Origin of the sequence: Paenibacillus wulumuqiensis, from assembly GCF_000971965.1 — a bacterium.
GTDB classification, from domain to species: domain Bacteria; phylum Bacillota; class Bacilli; order Paenibacillales; family Paenibacillaceae; genus Saccharibacillus; species Saccharibacillus wulumuqiensis.
This window is the reverse complement of the sequence record NZ_LAQP01000019.1, coordinates 23,861-48,615: the sequence shown is the minus strand read 5'-3', so window position 1 is coordinate 48,615 and position 24,755 is coordinate 23,861. Positions and strand designations below refer to the sequence as shown.

The following is a 24,755-nucleotide window of genomic DNA, read 5'->3' as shown; positions in this document are numbered from 1 at the left end:
TGTATCGCATGGCTGTGAGCCGCAGATATTTCATTATATGCAGGGGGATTGAACATGGAAGATAACCAAAAGCAACCCTATGTCGTAAGCAGTAAAAGTCGGGTGGCGGTAGCCATCAACGCGGCATCCAAAACCGGCGAATGGATCAAGACCAAGCTGGGCAGCTACAAGCATCTGGATACCAAGACATCGTCCCAGGATCTGGTGACAGAAGTGGACAAGGGTGCCGAGCAGATGATTCGCAAGCTGGTGCTCACCTACTGCCCGGATGATGAATTTCTGGGAGAAGAAAGTGCCGGCATCGGCGCGGAAGCTTCCATTCAGGCGACCGAGAATGTGCTGGACGCCGACTATGTATGGATCGTGGACCCGATTGATGGTACGACCAACTTTGTGCATGGTTTCCCATACTATTGCGTATCTATCGCAGTCGCCCACAAAGGTGAAGTGATCGTTGGTGTTGTGTATGATCCGACTCATGACGAATTGTTTGTCGCCGAAAAAGGCAAGGGCGCCTATGTGCATGGCAATCGGATGCAGGTAGCCGGCGAGCAGACGCTGGCCGAGAGTCTGGTGGCAACCGGGTTCCCAGCCAATGCCGGTCTGGAGCGCAATACCCGGGCACTCGTGGAGATGGTACCCAAAGTCCGCAGCATCCGCAACGGCGGTTCGGCGGCGCTGCATCTCGCCTATGTGGCGGCAGGACGTCTCAATGCCTACTGGGAAGTCGGCCTGAATGCATGGGATCTGGCTGCCGGAGCGCTGCTTGTGCAGGAATCCGGCGGACGAATCGGTGACATTTCCGGAGAAGATTACACATTGACTGTCCGCAATGTTGCCGCGACGAACGGTCATATCCATGACGAGCTGATTCGTGAACTGCATACGGCTGGTCTGACCGATCTGCCGGTCTGAGTGAATGAAATGGCTGCAGCAGGGTAAATAAAGAGTAGAGTTTATCTTCAGATACTGCAGGGTGGCATCTTGCGAAAGGCGGCTTTATCGGCTGCCGATCATGAGCCAATCGCCTGTAGTCTTGAATAATACTGCTCCAGGTGCTGTGTTGCCTGTCAGATGATCGTGATAAGGAGTGAACCGATATGTCATCATCCGATGAACTGGAACGTAAACTCAGCGAGCGCTTAACCGAAGGACAAATGGAAGAAGAAGAACGGGACAGCCGGGAACGCCGACTGATTCCGCCCAAATACGAAGTACGCATCCAGACGGAGAACGATCCGATTGTGGAAGAGACCCGTCAATACCGTGCGATGGCCAAGGAACTGGACGGACGTTATGATGATTACCTGAACAAGGCCAAACGTCCCGATTCCGAGGACAAGAAATAATCTGGCCGCTAAGGAATAAACGGCTGTTGTAGTCCCTCCGGGCTGCAGCAGCCTTTTTATATTTGGGGATGCATGATCCGAGATAGCCGACAAGGAAAAGGGGAAATGGTGATGCGCAATCTGTTCCAATTGTTCATAGCATTCCGTATACGCAGGGATAGCGCCGCAAGGGCAGCGCAGCATAAACAGGCCGTTACCGGCAATCATTGTCGTCCGGCGAAGGAGGGAATATTTATTTTTATTCAATACTTGATGGTACTCATGCTGCTGGGGTCAGGGAGTGCAGGCTCTGCTTCTACCGTATATGGCGCAGCTGCCACCGGTGCGGACAAGCAGCAGTCTTATGAACATATGGTCTTTCTCGGTGACTCACTCACTGCCGGCTATGAACCGCAGCTTCGTTATGAGGAGTATGACGGGTTCACTACCCGGCTGGCCGAGCAGCAGTTGTTCCGCGGACGTAGCACCGCAGTCAACCATGCGATCCTCGGCCTGACCAGCTCGGGTCTGAAAAATTACATGGATGCGATCAGTGCCGGCCGATCGATCAGCACCGCCAATATCCAGACCGGTCTGCCCGGCAGCAGCCGTACGCTGGATGGCGCGCAGACCGCCCGTGATATTCGTGACGCCGATCTGATCACCATTACGATCGGAGGTAATGATTTTCTCAATGCGCTCGGATCGCTGACTGCACTGCCGGATGATCTGTCCGCTATCGATCTGACTCCGATTACCCGGGGGTATCGCAGCCATATGACGTCGATCATGGATCAACTGACCACGCTTAACCCGCATGCGACCATTGTTATCGCCGATCAGTATCAGCCGGTGCCTCTGCTTGCCGGAGCGGGATTGTATCGCGATCTGAACAAGGCGGCAGCCAGCTTTAGCCGGATAGTGGAAGAGACTGCAGATCATTACAAAGAGCAGGGAAGAGATGTGCGCGTCGCCCATGTGGCCGCTTCGTTCCAGGGCAAGGAATTGGCGATGACCCATATTGGCGAAGGGGATATCCATCCAAATGCGACCGGTTACCAATCGATGGCCGTTGCCTTTAGCCAGGCGATCTGGGGAAGCAGTGGCTATATCACTCCCCCTGCTGCCGGAACCAATGCAGCCGGTACGGTGATCTATACGAATGGCCGCCAGCTGAAGACCGCGGATCAGCCGATCGTCAGAAATGGCCGCACCTATGTTGCTCTGCGCGATGTAACCGCAGCACTGGGAGCCCAGGTCAGCTGGTCGGGAGCGAACCGTTCGGCTGTCATTCGCAGCAGCGGACAGAACATTACCATTCCGCTGAACAGCAAGACGATTCAGGTGGGCGGCAGAGCGGTGCGTACGGACGCAGCTGCCTTTATAAATGGTACGGGCAGCCAGGGCAAAGTCTACGTGCCGCTCAGCATACTGTCGGACAATCTCGGCTATGACGTGAATTACGTCAATCGCTGGAAAGCCGTCTTTATCCGCAGCTGAGTGTGTCCGTAGCATTGGATTGACGTAAGGCAGCAGGGTTATAGGCGAACAAGCGAAAATGATTCGTGATAATCAAGGCCCGAATGAAGCAGCTTTTGTAACGTAGCTTAACGATATGGCGGTCCAGGCATCATCAAGCCATTAATTGTATCTTCATATATATGCAGAAAGGACAGGAGCATCCTGTTCTTTTTATTTGAACAGTATCTTCTATACATAGTAAAAATGTTATACATAAGGACATCAAAGAGCTGGGTTTTCACTTTCTGCTTTGTAAGAACTTTTCACATCTATAGCTTCCACGCTTTTTCGACAATTCGGGCTGAACCATATGCTCAGCGGTTTTTTTCTGGTTCATTAGCCTTGTTTGCCGGAAATCTGCTGTTTTTTACGCAATATCCAAGCTATAATAATATACAGTTAATTACATTTAATTTATATATTTGTAAACGATACAGATGGATGGCTGCATGTATATTCCCGCCATCACGCCCGCTGGGGAGTCGGGCTGCTCCATGCTGCTGCAAGTCACACTTACCACATACTGCATTACGGTAATGGAGGAAGGTATTATGCTCACTCGCTTTAAAAGCGCTTACATTAATCTGGGGATTCACCGTCAGATGCTGCTGCTTATTTCCGTGCTGATGCTGGGCAGTTTTGCTTCTTATCTGCTGGTACTGAATACCGTATACAACACCTATGACAGCCAGATGTACGAGAAGACGTCGGAGCTGCTCAACATGTCTTCGGTGGAGATTGAGAACCAGCTCAAGGATATCGAGAATCTGTCCTTTCGGGTGGTGACGGATGAGCAGCTGCAGCGCTATCTGTCCCAATTGCAGCAGGAATCTTCGATCTACGAGAAAAATGTTATCCGCAAAAAGATCACCAATCGGCTGATCGCCTTTGCCGGTTCGGAGAAATTCGTCTATTCGATGATGGCGATTGACCGTGAGGGAGAGGTCATGTCGGCAGGCAACCGTGAAGGCATCCCGGCCGTGCTGCGCACCGATCTGGTGAGGCTGGCCAAGGACAAAGCCGGTTCCAATTCCTGGTATGTGGGGGAGCAGGGATCGCTGCTCGCTGTGCGGCAGTTCAAGGAGTTCAGCGGGTCTACCTTTACCCTGAACGATCTGGGGACGATTATTGTCCGTATCCGCATCGACCGGATTGTACAGCAGCAGATGGAGAGCAGCTCCGGCAGCCAGCTGATTATCTCGGATGGCGAGGAGATTGTCTATCCGTCCGAACTGGTACCGCCGCTGAACAAAGACGCGATCAGTCAGGAACTGCAGCGCAGTCAGCCGTACGGTGTGGTGACTTTGCCGGAAGAGAGCTATTTCTCGGCACGGATTCAGTCGGCCTATACCGGCTGGACGTATCTGCATATGACTCCATTTGACGAGATGTTCCAGCGGATGGTCTGGATCAAACGTATGGTAACGATTGTATTTATCGGCATCTTCCTGTTGGCGCTGATCTTCGGTACCAAGCTGTCACGCAGCATTACCCGGCCGATGGAGCGGCTGCTGCAGAAGATGCGTACCGTGGAGACCGGTAATCTGGATCAGCTGGGCGAGCTGACGACCGACCCGGTAACCGCCAGTGCGCAGAATGAAGTGGGTATGCTGCATCGTACCTTTAACCGGATGCTGCGGCGAATTCGCGAACTGATCGACGAGAATTATGCCAAGCAGCTGGTCATTCGCGAGACTGAACTCAAGGCACTTCAGGCGCAGATTGATCCGCACTTTCTGTATAACACGCTGGAGTCGATCAACTGGATGGCCAAGGTCAACAAGCAGACTGAGATCTCCCGCATGGTGGAGGCGCTCGGATTTCTGCTGCGCAGCTCGGTCAATATGTCGGACAAGCTGATCCGGCTCGGGGATGAACTGGATATTGTACGCAGCTATGTGACGATCCAGCGGATGCGATTTGAGGAACGGCTGGACTTTACTATTGATGTACCGGAGGAACTGCTGGATACGCAGATCCCCAAGCTGACCCTGCAGCCGCTGGTCGAGAATGCGATTCATTACGCGCTGGAGCCCAAGATCGAGGTATGTCATATCCGCATCACCGCGCGGCTGGAGCAGGATACGGTGCATATTACCGTAGAGGATGACGGACCCGGCATGACTCCGGAATTTCTGGACAGGCTGTATCAGGGACAGGTGCGTACGCGGGGCAAAGGAATTGGACTAAGTAATATCATGGAACGAATCCGGCTGACCTTTGGCCCGGAGTACGGACTGCGTATCGAGAGTGAGCCTGACGTCTGCACTGCATTTCATATTCGCATTCCATACGAGAAAGGGGAAATGTACGATGTACAAAGTGCTGTTGGTGGATGATGAGCGGATGATTCTGGAGGGCATCTCCCAGGTAGTGGACTGGCACGGAAGCGGCACCGAACTGGTCGGTACAGCCCGCAACGGGATCGAAGCGTATGACCGGATCGCCGAGAAGCGCCCGGATATTGTGATCAGCGATATCTCGATGCCGGGTCTCGACGGCATCGGTCTGGTCGCCAAGACGTATGAACATTTCCCGGATGTACGGTTCATTATGCTGTCCGGCTACAAGGACTTTGACTATGCCCGCCGGGCCATGCAGTATGGGGTCAAGCATTATCTGGTCAAGCCATGCAATGAACAGCAGATCCAGGAGGCAATCGGCGAGCTGTTGTCCGAGCGTGCGGCCGAGCAGGAACGCGAACTGTTCGTCAGCAGCATGCGTGAGCAGTTCAACCGGATGCTACCGCAGGTCAAGGAACAGTTCCTCAAGGAATTCATCTCCAACAAAATGTATGGCAGCCGGGATCTGGACTATTATGAACGGCTGTTCCATATGCAGCTCAAGGATCGGCCGGTGCGCATGGTACTGATGCGTGTGGAGGACTCCCATGAATACGAGCACTTATTTGCCCTCAAAAATATCGCCGAGGATATATTGGAAGGCGTGCTGATGGGAACGACGATCCAGATGCAGGATGAACTGCTGCTGCTGATCGATGATCCCCAGGCGATGAGCGGACTGATCGACGGACTGCAGCAGGTCAAGGAAGTGTTCGGTGGCTTTTACAAACTGGAAGTGACCATTGCACTCAGCGAGCCGGACCGGATGATCGATCTGCGCCGGATGTACCGGGATACCCAGCAGTATATGAACCACCGCTTCTATGTGGGTGAAGGTAGTGTCATTACCCGGCAGGATGTGGCGCTGGCCGATTCCCGGGAAAGTACGGGCTTCGAGCTGGATGAGGAGAACTTCACCCTGCTGATGAAGTCGGGTCAGGTGCAGGAGGTCGAGACGGAGATTGACCGCCTGTTCGCCACACTGTCGGCGCTGCGGCTCGATATCGGAGTGACCCGCTCGTATGTACTGCAGCTGTATGCGGTCATGATCCGCCTCTATCCGGCGGAGGAGCGCTCCCGGTACACCAGCCGGCTCGCTGATCTGTCTGTGCTGGAGACGCTCACAGGCCTGCGCGACTTTATCCGCCAGGCCGCTTCGGAGCTGACCGCCGGCTACTACCGCAGCAATATCAACCGCCAGTCCTCGGTCGTGAACAAAATGCTGCAGATTATTGAAGAGAACTATGAGAATGCCGAGCTGTCTCTGAACGGCGTCGCCCATCAGATGCTGTACATGAACCCTGATTATCTCGGCAAAATTTTCAAAAAAGTGACCGGCGACAACTTCTCCCAGTACGTTAACCGTTACCGGATCGAGCGCGCTACGGAGCATATCCGCCGCAGCGGGGATGTGAAAGTATTTGAACTGGCCGAGCTGTTCGGCTTTGGTGGGAATTCGCAGTATTTCAGCCAGGTGTTCAAAAAGGTGACCGGCATGACGCCGACGGAGTACAGGAAGTGCGGGGAGTAGATAGAGGGAAGAGGAAGTATTATCATTTTAAATTTCGCAATGTCTGTCTTTATAGAATACTTTTGTATCAGTAAATAAAAACATGTCATCTCCAAATGTAGCTGCTGGAGATGACATGGCAATTATAATGGTATTTAATTTTTATTCAGATTAGGATTCGTAATATAAATACTAGCATCATTTCCTTTTTTCACCCAAGTGACTTTTGCTCCCGAAGATTCAGCAACAAAACGTAAGTTTACATTAAAACTATTGTTGTTAGGATCAATAAATGGTGGAGCCAACAAATCCACTTTTTCACCATTTACATAAGCTGTATAAGAATTGTTGGTTAATGTAATCGTTGTTTTATCATTTTTGGCAGTTACTGATTTTGTACCACTATCCCAATTTACTGTCATATTAAGCTTTTCGAAAATGGGTCTGAAAGGAACATAAGTTACGCCTTTTGAACCCATGCCAGCAAAGATATCGAGCTGTTGATTGTTTACATAAACCGCTGGTTTTTCGCGCGAGGCATGGACAACATTTAGAGGTGAGGTAAGCAGTATAGCTGATATGATGAGAACAAAAAATAATTTAAATGATTTCATTTGAACCTCCACAGCTTTATTAATGACTACACGTTAAATATTGCAATTAAAAAGTATTCCATCCTATACTGGTCTCAAACTGACCAACATATCGTTGATAGTATAATGTAATTTTCGATAATAAAAACGTCTCATTTCAACCTTGTTTAGATTGAAATGAAATGTTTTATTTGGATCACGTTGTTAATTATTTCAAATTAGGATTTGTGATATAAATATTTGCATCTGTTTCATTTTTAGACCAGTTCACTTTTGCACCTGTGGATTCAGCAACAAAACGCAAATTCACATAAAATAGTTTGGTGTCTGGATTGTAGACTAGAGGGTTGATTAATTGCACGGCTTTACCATTGACATATGCTGTGTAGGAATTATTAGTTAATACGATCGTTGTCTTGCCATCCGTAGCCGTTACTGATTTCTTAGTGTTATCCCAATTGACAGTCATATTGAATTTACTGAAGATTGGTCTGAATGGAACATAGGTAACACCTACTGCCGAAACCGCAGCATAAATATCCATTTTCTCATTATTCACATAGATTCCAGGATAATCACGAGAAGCATCGGCAACATTGAAAATTGGGAGAAGCAGTATTACTGACATCATAAGAGTACATAGAACTTTTAGGTACTTCATTTTTCAACCTCCACTGTTTTATTGTTAATCGACTGCTATAATAAGCAGCTAAATTTATTAACGAACATCGATTATGACAATGATAGGTTTCCATTCCAACAGTTTTGACTAGATCCCCAATTATTGGAATAAGAGAGTCTCAATATCAGCTGTCCATAATCCTATACCATCTGTAGCACCCGCATTATATTCAAATCCGAGTAACAAAATCATATGTACTCTTATCATAAGTTATGATTGGTGCTATTTTTTAAAAAATTGGCAAGTGAAACTCCTGCTCTTTATTGTAACTGCATGAATTAATTTACTCTTTTATTATGAAAAAGTAAACACATAAAATGCATATAACAACGTAATTATATTATTATATTTTCTCTTTAAATCGTAAAAAATTGAGTCCGGAATAGCCAAGTTAATAGGTTCTACATTTTAATATCATACATTCGATTGTTTAGAACACTCTGTTTTTTAAACCAAAACATCGGATTTGTGTATTCATTTGCTTTCCGGCATTTGAGAGAATAAAAGCGTACCCAATATGAAAGCGTTAACAAAATGCTACATAACACTGTTTATACTTGATTCTGGACATGATGTTCACAACTGTACAGCTGCCTAACTACGAAAGGGGAGACTGAAATGAAGATGAGAAAAACAGTAGCACTGGCGACGATGGTCGCGATTTTACTCCTGATTACAGCATGTGGCAATTCCGGCGGAGGCAATGCCAGCGGTGGTGCCCAGGATGGCAAGACGCTGCGGATCGCCTGGTGGGGATCGGATGCACGGCATGAATATACACAGAAAGTCATCGATCTGTACAAGAAGCAGAATCCCGGCGTGAATATCGATATCGAATATGCTTCCTTTGACGACTATTGGAAAAAGCTCGCGCCGCAAGCTGCTGCCAACCAACTGCCCGACATTATGCAGATGGACATCTCCTACATTAGCCAGTACGCCAAAAACGGCCAGCTGGAAGATCTCAAGCCGTATATTGGCAGCAAAATCAAGCTGGAAGATGTCAGCGAAAATGTAGTCAGCACCGGCCTGATCGGCGGCACACAGTACGGTATCCCGACAGGGGTCAACGTGCTGGGCTTCCAGTACAACCCGGAACTGCTCAAAAAAGCAGGCATTAACGAAATCCCTGCCGACTGGACATGGGATGATTACAAGAAAATGGCCATGCAGGCCAAAGAAAAAGGCATTTACTTTGACGAGTCGATGACCGCCGATATTTTCTTCAACTACTTCCTGAGAACCAAAGGTCACACTCTCTATAACGCGGAAGGCACGGCACTTGGCTATGAAGATGATGCGCTGTTCAGCGAATTTTTCGGAACCCTGTCCCAGATGATCAAAGAAGGGGCAGCTCCTTCCCAGGAGACACTGAGCCAGAATAAAGGCATTCTCGAAGAATCCACCGTCGTCAAAGGTACTGGTATCGGTACATGGCAGTGGTCCAATCAGTTTGTCGCCCTGCAAAAGGTAGCCGATCGTCCGATGGCACTCGCGCCAATGCTCGGACCGGATATGGAAAAAGGGATCTACATGCAGCCAAGTATGTACTGGTCGATCGCCAGCAGCTCCCAGTCCAAGGATGAAGCCGCCAAATTTATCGACTTCTGGGTGAACAACGAAGAAGCCAACAAACTGATCAAAGGTGAGCGTGGTGTACCGATCTCCAGCAAAATCAAAGAATCCGTCACTCCGGATCTGACCGAAGCGGAAAAGCAGGTGTTTGATTTCGTCAGCGAAATGGAGCCAAAAGCGTCTCCAATGAGCCCGCCGCCACCGGTTGGTTCGGCAGAAGTGATTGCAACGCTGGCCGACTATGTGGAACAGATCAACTTTGGACAGACGACGCCGGAAGAAGCCGCACCGAAGTTCCGTGCGGATGCCAACGCCATCCTGTCCAATAACCAGCCGTAACAGATCATTTGCGGGTACAGGGTTACATGCTCTGGAGTCCGAAACGATTAAAGTAACTGCGAATAAAATGCAGGAATGTCTGCCATTCACAAGTAGACGGTACGGATAAGATAAGTCCGGGCGTAATGGTAAACGGGGACGGGGAGAAGCGGCGGCAAGGCGGATCAGTATAGCGCCAGGCTGCGCGGTTCTCCTTTTCCCGGCATTATGCTCATCACTGTAACCGAGATTCAGTATTGTCATGCAAGTATCCCCTGAAGGAGGTGCACAGATTCATGCGGAATCATTCCCTCAAGGCCAACCTGACCGGTTATGCCTTTATCAGTCCGTTTATTATCGGGTTTCTCGCGTTCACGCTGATCCCGATGTTCATCTCGCTGTATCTGTCCTTTACGAGCTACAATCTGTTCAGCCCGCCGCGCTGGGTGGGGCTGGATAATTTTGAAAAGATGTTCACCGGTGATCCCAAGTACTGGAACTCGGTCAAAGTCACGCTTTACTACGTATTTATCGGCGTACCGCTGCGTCTTACTTTTGCGCTGTTCGTGGCTATGATCCTCAATACCGGCTCCAAGATGATCGGTACCTATCGTACCATTTATTATCTGCCATCCATTATCGGCGGCAGCGTGGCCGTGTCGATTATGTGGCGCAATATTTTCAGTGAGCAGGGGATTGTCAATGGACTGCTGATGGCGCTGGGCGCTGCTCCTGTACAGTGGTTCGGTGATCCGGGCGCTGCACTCAGCATGCTGATCACGCTGTCGGTATGGCAGTTTGGCTCCTCGATGCTGATCTTCCTCGCTGGTCTCAAAAATATTTCCCCGGAAATGTATGAAGCGGCGAGCGTGGATGGTGCCCATCCGGTGCGCAAGTTTTTCAGTATTACGCTACCGCTGCTCAGTCCGATTATCCTGTTCAACCTGATCATGCAGACGATCAGTGCCTTTATGACATTCGTTCCGGCCTATATCATCTCCAAAGGCGAAGGCGGACCGATGGACGGTACGATGCTGTATTCCCTGTATCTGTTCCGTCAGGCATTCATGTTCAACAATATGGGCTACGCTTCCGCGATGGCCTGGGTCATGCTGATCTTTATCGGTGTGCTGACACTTATTTTGTTCAAAACATCCAAGATGTGGGTGTTCTACGAATCGGAAGGAGGGCGCTGAGTCATGGCTGAACCCAAAGTTCCCGTTAGCGAATATGGCAGTATGGCTGGCACCCGGCTGCAAAAAGGTGCAGTCTGGCGCAAGGTCAAATGGCCGGTCTATCATATCCTCGTCGGTGCACTGGCACTGCTCATGCTCTATCCGATCATCTGGATGTTTTTCAGTTCATTCAAGGAAAGTCGTACGATCTTCACGACGGCGACTACGTTGCTGCCGGCAGACTGGGTCTGGTCCAACTATGTATCCGGCTGGAAAGGCATTGGCGGTTACTCATTCGGTCATTATATGTGGAACTCGCTCGTCATCGTCGTACTCTCGACGCTGGGCGTCGTCATCTCTTCGGCACTGATCGCCTTTGGATTTGCTCGGTTGAATTTCGCCGGCCGCAACTTCTGGTTTGGCGTCATGATGGTCACGCTGATGCTGCCGCATGATGTGGTACTGGTCCCTCAGTACATCATTTTCACCAAGCTGGGCTGGCTGAATACGATTAATCCGATCGTCATTCCGCAGTTCTTCGGCGCACCATTCTTCATTTTCCTGATGGTGCAGTTTATCCGTACGATTCCCAAGGAGCTCGACGAAGCAGCAACGATCGACGGCTGCGGCAAGTTCCGATTGTTCATCCAGATTATCATGCCGCTCATCAAGGCATCGCTGGCGACAGCGGCAATCTTTTCCTTTTACTGGAGATGGGAAGACCTGCTCGGGCCCGTCCTGTATCTGAACTCACCGGACAAGTACACGGTCTCCATGGGTCTGAAAATGTTCCTCGACAGCGAATCGGCCTCCAACTGGGGCGGCATGTTCGCCATGTCGATGGTGAGTCTGTTACCGGTCATTCTGGTGTTCTTCCTGTTCCAGAAGCATATTGTTGAGGGGATTAGCAGCAGCGGGATCAAAGGGTAAGGCTTTATTCAGCTGCTTTGGCGGTGTGGTTCCGCTTGGCAGCAGGATATAAGCAACGTCAATGTTGGATGAAGGAGATCATCCGCTCCGGTAGGGGATCATTCCGTCGACCTCCGGTTAAGATCGGATATCCTGAATGACCGCTTGCAGCGGTGGATATCCGATCTTAAATGTCGGTCTCTGGAATGATTCCCCTCCCTGCGCTATGAGGTGTTCAGTTCATGAGTGGGAGCTGATGACCATTCATGCAGAGCAGAATACTGGAAGTGTGTGCTGCAAACACATGTTACAAGCAAATGCTGCAAGCAAATGTTACAAGTACGTGCTGAGCTGATTAATGCGTATTGCCTAAGCTTTATGGATAGTAGAATGGATTGCAGGAACAATCAGGCGGAATCGATGTAAGTGGCAGTTCACTGCCATCCGGTTGCAATAAACGACGGAGCGAAGGGAAGGGAATCGTCCTGCAAGCCGACATTTAAGATTGGATATTTACCGATGGAATCGGAATTCATACATATCTAATCTTAACCGGAGGCCAGCAGGACGATCCCTTTCCGCAGCGGTGCTGATCACTACATCTCATGCACCAGAACCCCGCTCGTTCCAGCCGATCAAACGCAGCAGACGATGCAACAATAGCTCAAATGAGTTTACAGGATGTCAGGAGGATCATGACGTATGCAGGCAAAAGACAGTGAGGCAGCAGAGCGGATTGTTCCTCACGTATGGCGCTTTGACGCCGGGCCGGGTGAGCCGGTGGAAGGGTATATCGGTCTTTCGCCGAACTGCCGGTATACGGTGGAGCAGGGATATGGATTTCTGGCGGGTGGCGAAGTGTATGGACGTGATCGGAGCGATATGCTCGCAGCCGAGGATGCAGACGGAATCAGTCATGTGCAGAGCAGTTTTTGCATACCGCTGGGGGCTTCGTTTGCGCTGGATGTGCCGGATGGGTGTTACCAGGTGAAGCTGACGCTGGGCGATCTGCTAACGGCGACACATACGGTGATCCGGGCATATGGCTCCCGGCTAATGCTGCCGCCGGTACGTACACAGGCGGGGCAGGTGCTGGAGGTCCTGTTCGCCGTATCGGTACGGGGCGGGCAGCTGCAGCTATCCTTTAGCGGCCGGGCGCCGCGGCTCAACCATCTGGAGATTACAGCGGTTCCGGAAGTGCTGAAGCTGGTGTTGGCAGGAGATTCGACGGTGACTGACCAGCCGGCAAATGGATATCCCTACGCCGGTTGGGGACAGATGCTGCCCGCCCGGTTCCGTCATGATGTGTGCGTCGATAACCATGCCATGTCAGGCCGCAGCTCCAAGAGCTTTATCCAGGAAGGACACCTGGATACGATCCGTGACGTGCTGCATCCCGGCGATTTTCTGTTCATCCAATTCGGTCATAACGATGAAAAGACAGATACCGCGCGTCATACCGACCCATTTACGACGTATAAGCAGTGCCTGACCGAGTACATTATGACCGCCCGGGACCGAGAAGCCATCCCTGTGCTGATCACCCCGGTGAGCCGGCGATCTTTCAACCGGCAGGGGGAATTGGAAGATACCCACGGCGATTACCTGATCGCCATGCGGGAACTGGCAGCCGAACAGCAGGTCCCCTTGATCGACCTGGCCGACCGTACCCGCCAGCTGCTGGAACAGCTCGGTCCCGAACAAAGCCGTAACCTGTTCGTCCAGCTCCATCCCGGTGAATACATGAACTTCCCGGTTGGCGCCCAGGACAACACCCATTTTCAGGAATACGGTGCAGCCCAAATCGCCGACCTGGTCACCCAGTCCATCCGTGATCTCAACCTGCATCCCTTAACCATGTATCTAAGATAAACACGGCCCTGCACCAAGTCATACTTATAACCATAACGCTTCTTATCCAAATCCCAAAAGAGCTTTAAAACTAAAACAAAAAACGATACCTATCATCAATGATCCAACATAATATAACAAATAACCAACCAATCCGCCGCTCACCATGACATCACATACACAGAGTCGAATATGAAAATCACATTCCCATCACCGCCAATCTTTTTTACAACACTTCTTGTCAAGAAACAACGGTGCTGGTTAGTTCTGGACAACGACAGCGGAGGGGACGGAATTGTTCTGAAATCCTCTTTTAAGATTGGATATCCACTGCTGAAAGCAGTATTTCAGGATATCCGATCTTAACAGAGGATGGAAGAATAATCCGTTCCTGGAGCGTCCGTACCTCCAGAACGCCAATCCACCCCGTTTTACTTTAATTCCCCAAAGGAGGATGATTCTCATGCCAGCATTGCAATTTGATGAACAGCATATCAAGCAAGTCATCGATCGTGTCGTCGAACGTACATTCAATATGGATTTTAACTGGGATTGGCCGGGAGGCGTAGCCTTTTACGGAGTGTGTGAAGCTTATGAAGCGACCGGCAAGCGGGAGTATCTGGACAAGCTCCGTGTCTGGGTCGACGAGAATATTGCTGACGGGCTTCCGCCGCTGTCGGTAAATGGTGTATCGATCGGTCACTGTCTGCTGACGCTGTATGAAGCGACCGGCGAAGAGCAGTATCTGCAGATTGCCAAGGAAATGGCCGAATTCCTCGATACCAAGGCCGAGCGTTTTGCCGAAGGCATTTTCCAGCATACCGTCAATTCCGTGACCGATGTATTCCCGCAGCAGGCCTGGGTGGATACGATGTTCATGGCAGGCTATTATCTGCTGCGCATCGGGCATTTGCTCGGCAACCAGCGCTACTTTGACGATGGACTGCGGCAGTACCATGGTCATGAGGAGCTGCTGCAGGACCCGGATACAAACCTGTATTATCATGGCTGGGATCATATGAACCAGAATCATATGTCGTCGATCTACTGGGCGCGCGGCAATTCCTGGGCGGCCCTGACAATGGCCAAAGCACTCAAATTCATCCCGGTTCAGCACCCGTCGTATATGATTATCGATGGTTCGATGCGGGATCAGCTCAGTGCGCTCGTACGTCTGCAGTCACCGGAAGGTCTGTGGCATACGGTGCTGGATGATGAATCGTCATATCTGGAGACATCCGGTTCCGCCGGGATTGCGACAGCACTGCTGATGCAGGGACGCCTTTATAACAAGTACAGCCAGAAGTCCATCGACGGCATCTTGTCCCGCATCAAGGACGATGGTACAGTGACCGGCGTATCGGCAGGTACAGCGGTTATGAACGATATTGACGGCTACCGCCAGGTACCGGAGAAACGCATTCAGGGCTGGGGACAGGGACTGACGCTGACTTTCCTGGCACAGATTCTGCGTACCAAGGAAGATCTGTATGGACAGTCGATGAGCAAATCGACAGCGCCGGAAGCCTCGCAGCCTCTGGATCAGGCGGTGGATACTTCATCCGAATCCAGAACCGGTGTAGAGACGCTCTGATCGGGTTTCCATTTAAGGTATCCAAATTAGGATATCAACGAAATACGCTTAACTCTTCTGCCCGTACCTGAACAAATCCCCCTTTGCATGGACAATCCGCTGTATGCCGGATTCGTCGTGGTGAAGGGGGATTTTGACATGGAGTTATTATGCATATTGATAAAAAGGATAGCCAAAGCATCTAAAATGTCATCAAAGGTGTACCGTCGAAGCCGAAACGGCAGACAGCAGCCGAATCCCGCTCGCTCTCCAAACGGCAATCTGCCAGTTACATCACCGGCATTTTGGCAATGGAGAACTCCCGGTCGATATTTTCCACCAGCAGATACACCATGCCCTGCTCGTATTTGATAAACCGGTAGCTGATCCGTTTGGAAGGCTCGGCCGTTTCCCATATTGGCTTGCCGCTGCGATCATACAGATAGAGCTTGCCGGCAGCTCTGTCAGCAAGGAACAGCTGACCCTGACTGTAATCAGTCTGCCATTCCTTATGCTGATCGGACAGCGTGCGGGTAATCTGAGCCAGCCGTTTACCGGTTTTTACATCGTATCTGACATAGATCGGATACGGCACGTCTGCATTCAGTCCGAGCGGACTGCCCAGAATATTGCTTGTGTAAATGACGGCTGCACCATTCTCCAGCTGCATCTGTGCCTTCAGATTCCATGGTACCTTGACCGTATGCGGCTTGCTGCCAGCCTTGGATGTGTCCAATAGGTCAAATACATACTGCGTCTGCATCAGGCTGCCTGCCTGGTAGGCAATAACCAGATCATTACCCTGATATTCCACCCGGGTGCTGATCAGATTCTCATAGTTACTGCTCTGGCGTGTCGACGTGGTGAAAGTCTGCATCGGCTTTTTCCATGGATACTGGTAAATGTAAATATGGTCGCCTGCCTGAAGCGCCAATTTCTCTTTTTGCCCCGATTTATCTGGAGCGGACCAGCCGATCTGGGCAGACAGGGAGGATTCGTTCTTTAGCATTTTTAGCATGGCATCGGGATAGCTGTACCGGGATAGTGTTTTGCCAGCGGTGGACAGGACGATCTTTTGCAGCTTATTATGATGCTCCACCAGCAGCACAATTTTGGGACTGCCGGGCATGACCTTGTAATTGTAGATATGATCGTACGACTTGTTCCACTCTTCCCTGGACGTCTCGACATCCGCCATATAGATACGCTGATGATCCTTGTCGGCGAACAGCGTATGTCCACCAGCCATGCTGACCATATCCGTTTGGATATAGAAGTCTTCCGGAAAAGACTGCAGATCCTCCGGCAGTCTGCTTTGTTCTACAGATGGAATACTGTCTGCGACTGACGACGGTGCAGCATGGGCAGTCATTGGCAGCGCAAGAGCCAGCGCGAGGAGCAGCGAGGTGGCTTTTTTCATCATGGGTTCCTTCTTTCCGGTTTATGTAGTTAGATAGTTAGGTTAGCAATGTATCTGGTACTCTAACTATACTGCATTTGACGGAGAAAGAGTAATCCGGTGTGAGCACATTGTGCCTCAGTGATATCTGCTTTTTGCTCTCGTGTGATCTTATTTGGAGGAAGCGCCAGGACGCCGCTTGCCGCCCCAGTTGGTGCCGAGCACCCCTATAATGATGAGCACCGCGCCGATAATATGGTAGTAATAGAGCTGCTCCTGCAAGAAGACGGTGCCGGCGATCATCGAAGTCACGGTGGCAAAATTGCTGAACACGCTCATCTGGGTCGCCTTGAGCCGGGACAGTGCATAGCTGGACAGCAGCGTAGTGATCAGGGAAGACAGAATGCCCAGATATAATAACGCAACGACATAATCAACATGCTGCAGAGGTGTGATGTAGGCAGACCAATCGCCATTCAGCATATGTCTGCCCAGTGCGATCAGATTGAAGACGATGCAGGCGACGACCATGGTTACCCAGGTCAGCTCCAGCGGGTTATATTTGCGGGTGAGCGGACGGGCCAGTACGCCATACCCGGCAAAACAGAGCGCCGAACCGGCGAGCAGCGCAATTCCGGTGAGACTTGCAGCAGAGAAGCTGGCGCCGCCTTTCATAGTGAACATAAAGACTACACCTGCGACCGACAGCAGCAGGGACAGCTTTTGTACAATCGACGTCTTTTCCTTCAGAAAATAAGACGCGAGCAGGAGTGTGAATACCGGCGTCATTGCCTGGATAATGCCTGCTTCGGATGAGGAAGCACTGAGCAGTCCATACGCCTGCAGGGTAAAAAAGAGAATCGGTGACAGCAGCGCCAGCGGCAGAATCCGCCATACATCTGTCCAGGCGATCCGAATGCGTATCCAGCCCAGCAGCACCGGGATTCCCATCCCGATCACCGAGATCAAGAAGCGATGACCGAGCACATCGAGCGGATTGGCAATGTACACCGTCATTTTCACGAACAAAAAGGAAAACCCAATAATAAGCGCATATCCCAGCGCAGCCAGATAGGCAGGCATCCGGCTGCTGCTCTGCGGCTGTTCCTGTGTAGATGCCGAATGCCGCAAAGCACGTGCAGATGAATCTGCCGCTTGGGATTGGGATGCGAGTGAATGTCGCTTGGTCATAATATACCTCCAAATGGGAAAGAAATCGGTTGATCCACAAATAATCATTTCATGGATCACTGTATCTGTTGTAACGGGATTGCGGCCGCATATTCAATATATAGGTGCAGCACGATGAACGGCAATGCACCTCATATGCAACTGTACCGATACAGTTCTTTCCGGAGAATAGTACATTTGAGAAGGAGATGGATTATAATTTGTGACAAAAGAACATCATCGTACAGGAGATAAGAACCCGGAGAGGAGTTATGTCATGACCAAACATCTGCAGCTTGCAACGCTGCTGGAACAGCAGATACGCGATGGTACACTATCTGCCGGAGAGAAGCTGCCGTCCATCCGCCAAATGTCGACTGACCGCGGCTGCAGTCCGGCTACAGTTGTTCGTGCTTATGAGCAGCTGGCACGGGATCGGTGGCTTTATGTCATGAATCGCAGTGGCTATTATGTAGCCCGGCAGCAGCTGGACAGCCAGCAGGATCATGGTATACAGCGAATCGATATGGCATCGGCGGCACCTGCTGCAGAGATTTTTCCATTTGAAGACTTCCAAAGTTCGCTTCAGGGGGCTATGCATATTTACCGGGATCAGCTGTTTACATATGGAATGCCGCAGGGCTTGCCGCCGCTGCTGGAAGAAATCCGTCAGCAGCTGGAAGAGGTACAGGTATTCGCCCGTTCGTCACAGCTGCATATCACATCGGGCGTACACCGGGCACTGTCCATTCTGACAATGATGCCATTTCCATCCGGCAGGGAGACGATCCTGATCGAGCAGCCGGGCTATCATCTGCTGATCGAGATGCTGGAGACGCTCAATGTATCGGTACAGGAAGTACAGCGCACGTCCGAGGGACTGGATCTGGAGCGGGTGGAGGAGTCGTTCCGACAGGAAGAAATCAAGTTTTTTTATGTGATGCCAAGGTTTCATAATCCGCTGGGCACCTCACTGACGAAGCGGCAAAAGAAAAAGCTTGTTGCCCTGGCTCACAAATACGACGTCTATCTGGTTGAGGATGACTACCTGTCCGATTTGGAACAGCAGTCGTCCAATGACCCGCTGTATGCCTACGATATGTCCGGTCACGTTATTTATCTGAAAAGTTATTCCAAAATTCTATTCCCTGGTCTGCGTATCGGCGCTGCTGTGCTGCCGGATGCACTGATCGATACATTTGCCCGGTACAAAAGCATGCTGGATGTAGACAGCTCGGTATTGTCCCAAGCGGCACTGCATGTCTATATCCAAAATGGCATGTTCGCCCGTTACCGCCGGATCGTCCTGGATGCCTACCGGGAACGAATCCAGCAGCTTCGCCATGCCCTGCAGACATTGGCAACCGATCATCCATTATTTGCCGGTGCTAAACAGACCGATACGATTCATACCATCCTGCCGCTGCCTGCCAACTTTCCAACCGGCATGCTGATTCGAAGGCTGGCCGAACAGCAGATCACGGTTGATTCTACAGATCGCTATTTTCTGAGCAGCAGTTTGTACCGCTCCAATCAGCTGCGAATCAACGTATCCAATGTGCCGGCGGAACAGATCGAATCGGCTCTGCGCACCGTTGCACATGAAATTGATCGTCTGCTGATATCTCCCCGGAACTAGCCGGCTGTCCAGACGAGCAGCAGGGCCATCTGGATTCCAATCCGCACTGGGAAGGTACAGAGGAGTTTATTACTGTATTTGACGGAGAACTTGTTCTTACAGTGGGAGGAAGAGAAATATGCTCTTACTAATGGGGATTCTATTCGCTTTCGGGCTGATCGGCCTCACAAATATGCCAATAACAGTGACCAAATGTCCGTATCAGTATGATGATTCATTATCCAGGCTAAATAAAGCAAAAGCACCCTTTCCCGGGTGCTTTTGCTTTATTTACTTTATTTATTTGCTGCAGTTTTGATCAAATGCTGCTATTATTTGTCCTCGGCAACCAGCTTGAGCGATTCATCAGCTGCCTGCAAGGTCAGGTCGATGTCCATGTCCGTATGGGCAGTGGTCAGGAACCAGGCTTCGTATTTGGAAGCGGCGAGACAGATGCCCCGATCCAGCATATGACGGAAGAAGGCTGCGAACTGCTCGCCATCCGTATCCTGTGCCTGATCATAGTCAGTTACCGGATGATCACAGAAGTGAGTCGAGAATGCACCGCGAATCCGGTTGATCGTCAGCGGCACACCGTACCGCTGCGCTGAAGCCTGGATGCCATCGGTCAGGCGAATCGCGAGACGTTCCATCTCCTCATAGACGCCTTCGCCCTGCAGTACTTCCAGACAGGCGATACCGGAGGCGATAGATGCCGGATTGCCTGCCATCGTACCTGCCTGATACGCAGGACCGAGCGGAGCGACCTGATCCATAATATGCTTGCGGCCGCCATAGGCACCGATCGGCAGCCCGCCGCCGATAATTTTACCGAGCGCTGTCAGATCGGGCATGATCTGTTCATGATTGTCCAGACCGCTGTACGTCTGGGCAGAGCCATAATGGAAGCGGAAAGCGGTAATGACTTCATCGTAGATCACGAGTGCCCCATGATCATGAGCGAGCTTGCACAGTCCTTCGAGGAACCCTTTCTCCGGCATAACCATACCGAAGTTGCCGACGATCGGCTCGACCATAACGGCAGCCACTTCATCTCCCCAGCGTTCCAGGGCAGCCTGCAACCCTTCCAGATTGTTGAAAGGCACGGTAATCACTTCGCTCGCGATGCTGGCAGGTACGCCCGCGCTGTCCGGCGTACCGAGCGTGGAAGGACCGGAACCTGCAGCCACCAGCACCAGATCGGAATGACCATGGTAACAGCCGGCGAATTTGATGATTTTCGTACGGTTGGTATAGGCACGTGCCACGCGGATCGTGGACATAACCGCTTCGGTACCGGAGTTGACGAAGCGTACTTTGTCCATCGACGGAATGCTTTCTTTGAGCATCATCGCCATCTGGATCTCCAGCTCGGTCGGTGTACCATACAGTACGCCATTTTCCGCAGCACGGGTAATCGCCGCTGTAATATGCGGATGGGCATGCCCGGTAATGATCGGACCGAATGCCGCGAGATAATCAATATATTTATTGCCATCCACGTCAAAGAAATGAGCGCCTTTGGCCGAAGCCATGAATACCGGCGCGCCGCCACCTACGGCCTTGAACGAACGGGAAGGGCTGTTCACTCCGCCGACAATATGCTTCTGGGCCAGTTCATACAGCTGTGCAGACTTGCTGCGATTCATAGTAATCTCTCCTCTGGCACTTCCCGGATCGGAAGCGCGATAATAATAAATGCGGGCCATTTTGCGATGTATACGCCATGTGCATCATCATGCTGCTTGTTTGCTCATGAAGTTACCAGCGCTGGCGCCGTAATGTGCACAGGGCAGACATAATAAAAAGCGCCCATGATCTGGGCGCTTTGCTTGGATCTCATGTATTTCGTATCAATGCCAGACCGTAACCATTTTAACACGATTACCGGTCCGGGATGAAATGAATAATGTTACTGCATGTTCCGGATCGGACGAATTAATGGCTGGAGCTGCCGGACAGGCTGGTCGCTCCGGGAATGGAGGCTGGCGAATGAGTTGAACCGGACGACGAATCGGAAGTGGTACTTCCCGTACTGCCGGAGCTGCCCGTTCCGCCGATGGTGCTGTCTTTGCCGTCAGCGGAGACAGGGACGAGCTCGGTTGTGTTTTTGTTCAGGGTGTCCTGAATGAACTGCTTGAGCTCATCCTCGCTCTTCACACCAATGACGGCTGCTCCGTCTACATGCTTCTCGGCCAGCAGATCATTTGGAGGCAATTGCTCACTGCCGCTCATTTTGCTGTCATAGGCGACGCTTGCGAGCTTCCACAGATCATCGGTACTCAGATTGGTATCAATGTACGGATTGATCTGCTCGAGAATATCCGGCAGGTTCATGATGGATGTGGTAGACTTCAGTTTGTCGCCTACCGCAGTCAGAAAAGCACGCTGCCGCTCGGTACGGGTAAAGTCGGATGTGGCATCGTGACGGAAGCGAACGTACTGGAGTGCCGTTTTGCCATCCAGATGCTGCATGCCGGCTTTGAGATCGATATCATACTCGTGTTTGTCGGCTGCGCTGGTGTAGTGCATATCTTTTTCTACATTAAAATCAATACCGCCTACCGCGTCCACCAGCTTGATAAAGCCCTGGAAGTCGGTGTATACGTAATACTGTACCGGAATGCCGAGCAGGTCGCTGACTGTCTGCATTGCCGTATTCGGACCGTGGGTGATTGCAGCGTTGATGCGGCTCTGGCCATGACCCGGGATATCCACATACGTATCACGCAGGATGGAAAACAGATGAATCGTTTTTTTGACCGGATCGAGCGAAGCGACCAGCATGGTGTCCGAGCGCGGAATCTCGCCGTCGTCGGAACTGCGTGAATCGACGCCCATTAGCAAAATATTGACCGGTTCGGTACCGGTCCAGACTGGTGGCGCTGCCGCTGCAGCCGTATTGGTAGGTACATTTTTGAATGGAGAGGCATCCCCTGTTTTCTGCAGGGCATCAATCTGGTTATATACAGCTGTAAAATAATAAATCGCATAGCCTATGATCGCGACGGCGATAATGCCGAGGCTCCAAAGCAACGTTCGCTTTGTTTTTACATTCATGCACGTTCTTCCTTTCAACGATAAGGTTTGCCATGTATCGGATGTGTCTTCTGTCTGCTGTCATATGTAGATTGGTAGGACAGACAGCTGACGGGGTATTCTGCGAAATACCCGGTGGGGAAAAGTTAGTTACTTTGCATTGTCTTAACAACACCCGTACATTATAATTTCTTTTCAGGCAACAATCAATTATCACATAACCATGGAACAAGTAAGTTAGCTAGTGTCAACCCCTGGCTCTGTGTGTGATTATACTGTTCACTTGTACTACAAAAAAGACCTCAAAAGTTACAAACGGGTCACAAAGGAGACATTCATGCAGGCAATAGAGGTACAGGATCTACGCAAAACCTTTCGGATTCAGCAGAGCCGGGGCGGGCTCAAGGGCGCGTTGCAGGATTTGTTTGCTCGCGAGTATCACGAGGTCGCAGCGGTTAACGATATCAGCTTTACGATTCCACAGGGCGAGATCTGTGGATACATTGGGGAAAATGGAGCCGGCAAATCGACCACGATCAAGATGCTGACCGGCATTCTGGTGCCGACTTCCGGCCATATCCAAGTCAACGGCTATGTGCCTTACCAGGAACGCGAGAAGTTCGTCCAGGGCATCGGTGTAGTGTTCGGCCAGCGCAGTCAGCTGTGGTGGGATATCGGGGTAATCGAGTCCTTCCAGCTGCTGCGCAAGGTGTACCAGGTGTCCGAAGCGGATTATAAAAAAAGACTGGATGAGCTGGTGGAGCGTCTGCAATTACAGGAGCTGCTGAGCCGTCCGGTGCGCAAGCTCAGCCTCGGTCAGCGGATGCGCTGCGAGCTGGTCGCTGCGCTGCTGCATAATCCGTCGATTGTTTTCCTTGATGAACCGACGATTGGACTGGATATTGTCGTCAAATCGGAGATTCGCGAGTTTCTCAAGGATCTGAACCGTACACAGGGCACGACCATTCTGCTGACGACCCATGATCTGCAGGATATCGAAGCGCTCTGTTCACGGGTTATTATGCTGGACGCCGGCAGCATCATTTACGACGGGGGACTGAATGAACTGAAGACCCGTTGGGGACGCGGACGCGAATTGCGCTTTCAGTTTGGTGGTGCGGTCAAGGCTGAACAGCTGAATGGCTGGACGATGGGACTGCCGGTTACGTGGACCCAGGAGAGCGATCTGGTCGCGACAGCGCTCGTACCGGCGGATATGGCGGTATCGGATGTATTTTCCCGTATTCTGAGCCAGGCGGAAGTGACGGATGTGCAGATTTCGGAGACGAGTACGGACGAGATTGTACGCCAGATTTACAGTTCCGGCTCGGCAGAGAAGCCGGAGGTCAAGCTGCATGTCTAGTCTGTATCTGGATTTTATTCGTATCCGGTTTCTGACGATGCTGGCATACCGGGTCAATTATTATTCCGGCATTCTTGTGTATACGCTCAATATTGGGGTGTACTATTTTACATGGCAGGCGATCTACGGCGGCAAGGAACAGCTCGCCGGCTTTACCGCTGCGCAGATGACCACGTATGTCGCCGTATCCTGGATGGCACGGGCGTTTTACTTTAACAATCTGGACCGGGAGATTGCGACCGAGATTCGTGACGGTACGATCGCGATCCAGTTTATCCGTCCGTATAACTACCTGCTGGTCAAGATGATGCAGGGGTTTGGGGAAGGCATTTTCCGGTTCACGATGTTTATGATTCCGGGCATGATTATTGCGGTGTTGCTATTCCCGGTGCAGCTGCCGACGAGTCCGGTATCGTGGATCGGATTTCTGGTCATGCTGTTTTTCAGCTTTTTGATTAATTCGCAGATTAATATCCTGATCGGCCTGATGGCCTTTTTTATCGAAAATAATGATGGACTGATGCGCATGAAGCGGGTGGTGGTCGATCTGTTCTCCGGTCTGCTGATTCCGATCAGCTTTTTCCCGGGCTGGCTGACCGGCATCATGAACTTCCTGCCGTTTCAGGCGATTACGTATCTGCCGGGTTCGGTCTTCACCGGACGTGTGCAGGGCACAGGGATTCTGGAGGTACTCGGCATTCAGGTGATCTGGTTCCTCATCCTGCTGGTACCGATCTATTTCACATGGCGCGCTGCCCGGGTGCGGCTGTTCGTACAGGGGGGTTGAGT

Annotated in this window: 19 protein-coding genes; 13 read left to right on the top strand and 6 right to left on the bottom strand. The window is 51.1% G+C overall.

Annotated elements, in window-relative coordinates; genetic code table 11:
• The first annotated feature begins 54 nt into the window (after positions 1-54).
• The 5 genes from WH45_RS20800 (at position 55) to WH45_RS20780 (ending at position 6,722) form a co-directional block, all read left to right on the top strand.
• Positions 55-915: an inositol monophosphatase family protein gene (locus WH45_RS20800; RefSeq protein ID WP_046216334.1), complete on the top strand. Its 861-nt coding sequence runs from the start codon at positions 55-57 to the stop codon at positions 913-915.
• A 185-nt stretch (positions 916-1,100) separates the two neighbouring features.
• Complete coding sequence (locus WH45_RS20795; RefSeq protein WP_046216333.1) at positions 1,101-1,349, top strand: hypothetical protein; 249 nt, start codon at positions 1,101-1,103, stop codon at positions 1,347-1,349.
• A 105-nt stretch (positions 1,350-1,454) separates the two neighbouring features.
• Positions 1,455-2,828 (top strand): stalk domain-containing protein, encoded by a 1,374-nt coding sequence (locus WH45_RS20790; protein WP_052723891.1) that lies wholly within the window; start codon positions 1,455-1,457, stop codon positions 2,826-2,828.
• Between the two features lie 572 nt (positions 2,829-3,400).
• Positions 3,401-5,188 (top strand): sensor histidine kinase, encoded by a 1,788-nt coding sequence (locus WH45_RS20785; RefSeq protein ID WP_046216391.1) that lies wholly within the window; start codon positions 3,401-3,403, stop codon positions 5,186-5,188.
• Positions 5,163-6,722: a response regulator transcription factor gene (locus WH45_RS20780; protein ID WP_046216332.1), complete on the top strand. Its 1,560-nt coding sequence runs from the start codon at positions 5,163-5,165 to the stop codon at positions 6,720-6,722. Before WH45_RS20785 ends, WH45_RS20780 begins: the two co-directional genes overlap by 26 nt.
• A gap of 134 nt (positions 6,723-6,856) precedes the next feature.
• On the opposite strand, the gene WH45_RS20775 is transcribed toward WH45_RS20780, so the two are convergent.
• Together WH45_RS20775 and WH45_RS20770 are read right to left on the bottom strand one after the other, a co-directional pair.
• Positions 6,857-7,315: a copper amine oxidase N-terminal domain-containing protein gene (locus WH45_RS20775; RefSeq protein ID WP_046216331.1), complete on the bottom strand. Its 459-nt coding sequence runs from the start codon at positions 7,313-7,315 to the stop codon at positions 6,857-6,859.
• A gap of 187 nt (positions 7,316-7,502) precedes the next feature.
• Positions 7,503-7,955 (bottom strand): copper amine oxidase N-terminal domain-containing protein, encoded by a 453-nt coding sequence (locus WH45_RS20770; RefSeq protein WP_046216330.1) that lies wholly within the window; start codon positions 7,953-7,955, stop codon positions 7,503-7,505.
• Between the two features lie 645 nt (positions 7,956-8,600).
• Here WH45_RS20770 and WH45_RS20765 point away from each other — a divergent pair.
• From WH45_RS20765 to WH45_RS20745, 5 genes are all read left to right on the top strand, one after another.
• The gene (locus tag WH45_RS20765) at positions 8,601-9,890 is read left to right on the top strand and encodes an ABC transporter substrate-binding protein (protein WP_046216390.1); all 1,290 of its coding nucleotides are present in this window, start codon (positions 8,601-8,603) and stop codon (positions 9,888-9,890) included.
• A gap of 275 nt (positions 9,891-10,165) precedes the next feature.
• The gene (locus WH45_RS20760) at positions 10,166-11,065 is read left to right on the top strand and encodes a carbohydrate ABC transporter permease (protein ID WP_046216329.1); all 900 of its coding nucleotides are present in this window, start codon (positions 10,166-10,168) and stop codon (positions 11,063-11,065) included.
• A 42-nt stretch (positions 11,066-11,107) separates the two neighbouring features.
• Entirely contained in the window at positions 11,108-11,974 is an 867-nt protein-coding gene (locus WH45_RS20755; RefSeq protein ID WP_046216389.1) for a carbohydrate ABC transporter permease, read from the top strand.
• 681 nt (positions 11,975-12,655) lie between these two features.
• Entirely contained in the window at positions 12,656-13,825 is a 1,170-nt protein-coding gene (locus WH45_RS20750) for a rhamnogalacturonan acetylesterase (protein WP_046216328.1), read from the top strand.
• A gap of 442 nt (positions 13,826-14,267) precedes the next feature.
• Positions 14,268-15,398, top strand: coding sequence for a glycoside hydrolase family 88/105 protein (locus WH45_RS20745; RefSeq protein WP_046216327.1), 1,131 nt, complete (start codon positions 14,268-14,270; stop codon positions 15,396-15,398).
• A 268-nt stretch (positions 15,399-15,666) separates the two neighbouring features.
• On the opposite strand, the gene WH45_RS20740 is transcribed toward WH45_RS20745, so the two are convergent.
• Together WH45_RS20740 and WH45_RS20735 are read right to left on the bottom strand one after the other, a co-directional pair.
• On the bottom strand, positions 15,667-16,800 hold the full coding sequence (locus tag WH45_RS20740) for a hypothetical protein (RefSeq protein ID WP_152663616.1): 1,134 nt from the start codon (positions 16,798-16,800) through the stop codon (positions 15,667-15,669).
• A 147-nt stretch (positions 16,801-16,947) separates the two neighbouring features.
• Entirely contained in the window at positions 16,948-17,859 is a 912-nt protein-coding gene (locus tag WH45_RS20735; protein ID WP_046216388.1) for a DMT family transporter, read from the bottom strand.
• 364 nt (positions 17,860-18,223) lie between these two features.
• Between WH45_RS20735 and WH45_RS20730 the strand changes: the two genes are divergently transcribed.
• Positions 18,224-19,585: an aminotransferase-like domain-containing protein gene (locus WH45_RS20730; protein WP_046216325.1), complete on the top strand. Its 1,362-nt coding sequence runs from the start codon at positions 18,224-18,226 to the stop codon at positions 19,583-19,585.
• Between the two features lie 311 nt (positions 19,586-19,896).
• Here WH45_RS20730 and WH45_RS20720 read toward each other — a convergent pair whose 3' ends face one another.
• Together WH45_RS20720 and WH45_RS20715 are read right to left on the bottom strand one after the other, a co-directional pair.
• The gene (locus WH45_RS20720) at positions 19,897-21,213 is read right to left on the bottom strand and encodes a glutamate-1-semialdehyde 2,1-aminomutase (RefSeq protein WP_324292945.1); all 1,317 of its coding nucleotides are present in this window, start codon (positions 21,211-21,213) and stop codon (positions 19,897-19,899) included.
• A 289-nt stretch (positions 21,214-21,502) separates the two neighbouring features.
• Positions 21,503-22,624: an LCP family protein gene (locus tag WH45_RS20715; protein ID WP_046216323.1), complete on the bottom strand. Its 1,122-nt coding sequence runs from the start codon at positions 22,622-22,624 to the stop codon at positions 21,503-21,505.
• A gap of 316 nt (positions 22,625-22,940) precedes the next feature.
• Here WH45_RS20715 and WH45_RS20710 point away from each other — a divergent pair, with 316 nt between their 5' ends.
• Entirely contained in the window at positions 22,941-23,966 is a 1,026-nt protein-coding gene (locus WH45_RS20710) for an ABC transporter ATP-binding protein (RefSeq protein WP_046216322.1), read from the top strand.
• A complete protein-coding gene (locus tag WH45_RS20705) occupies positions 23,959-24,753 on the top strand; it encodes an ABC transporter permease (RefSeq protein WP_046216321.1) in 795 nt (264 codons plus the stop codon). Before WH45_RS20710 ends, WH45_RS20705 begins: the two co-directional genes overlap by 8 nt.
• Positions 24,754-24,755 lie beyond the last annotated feature (2 nt).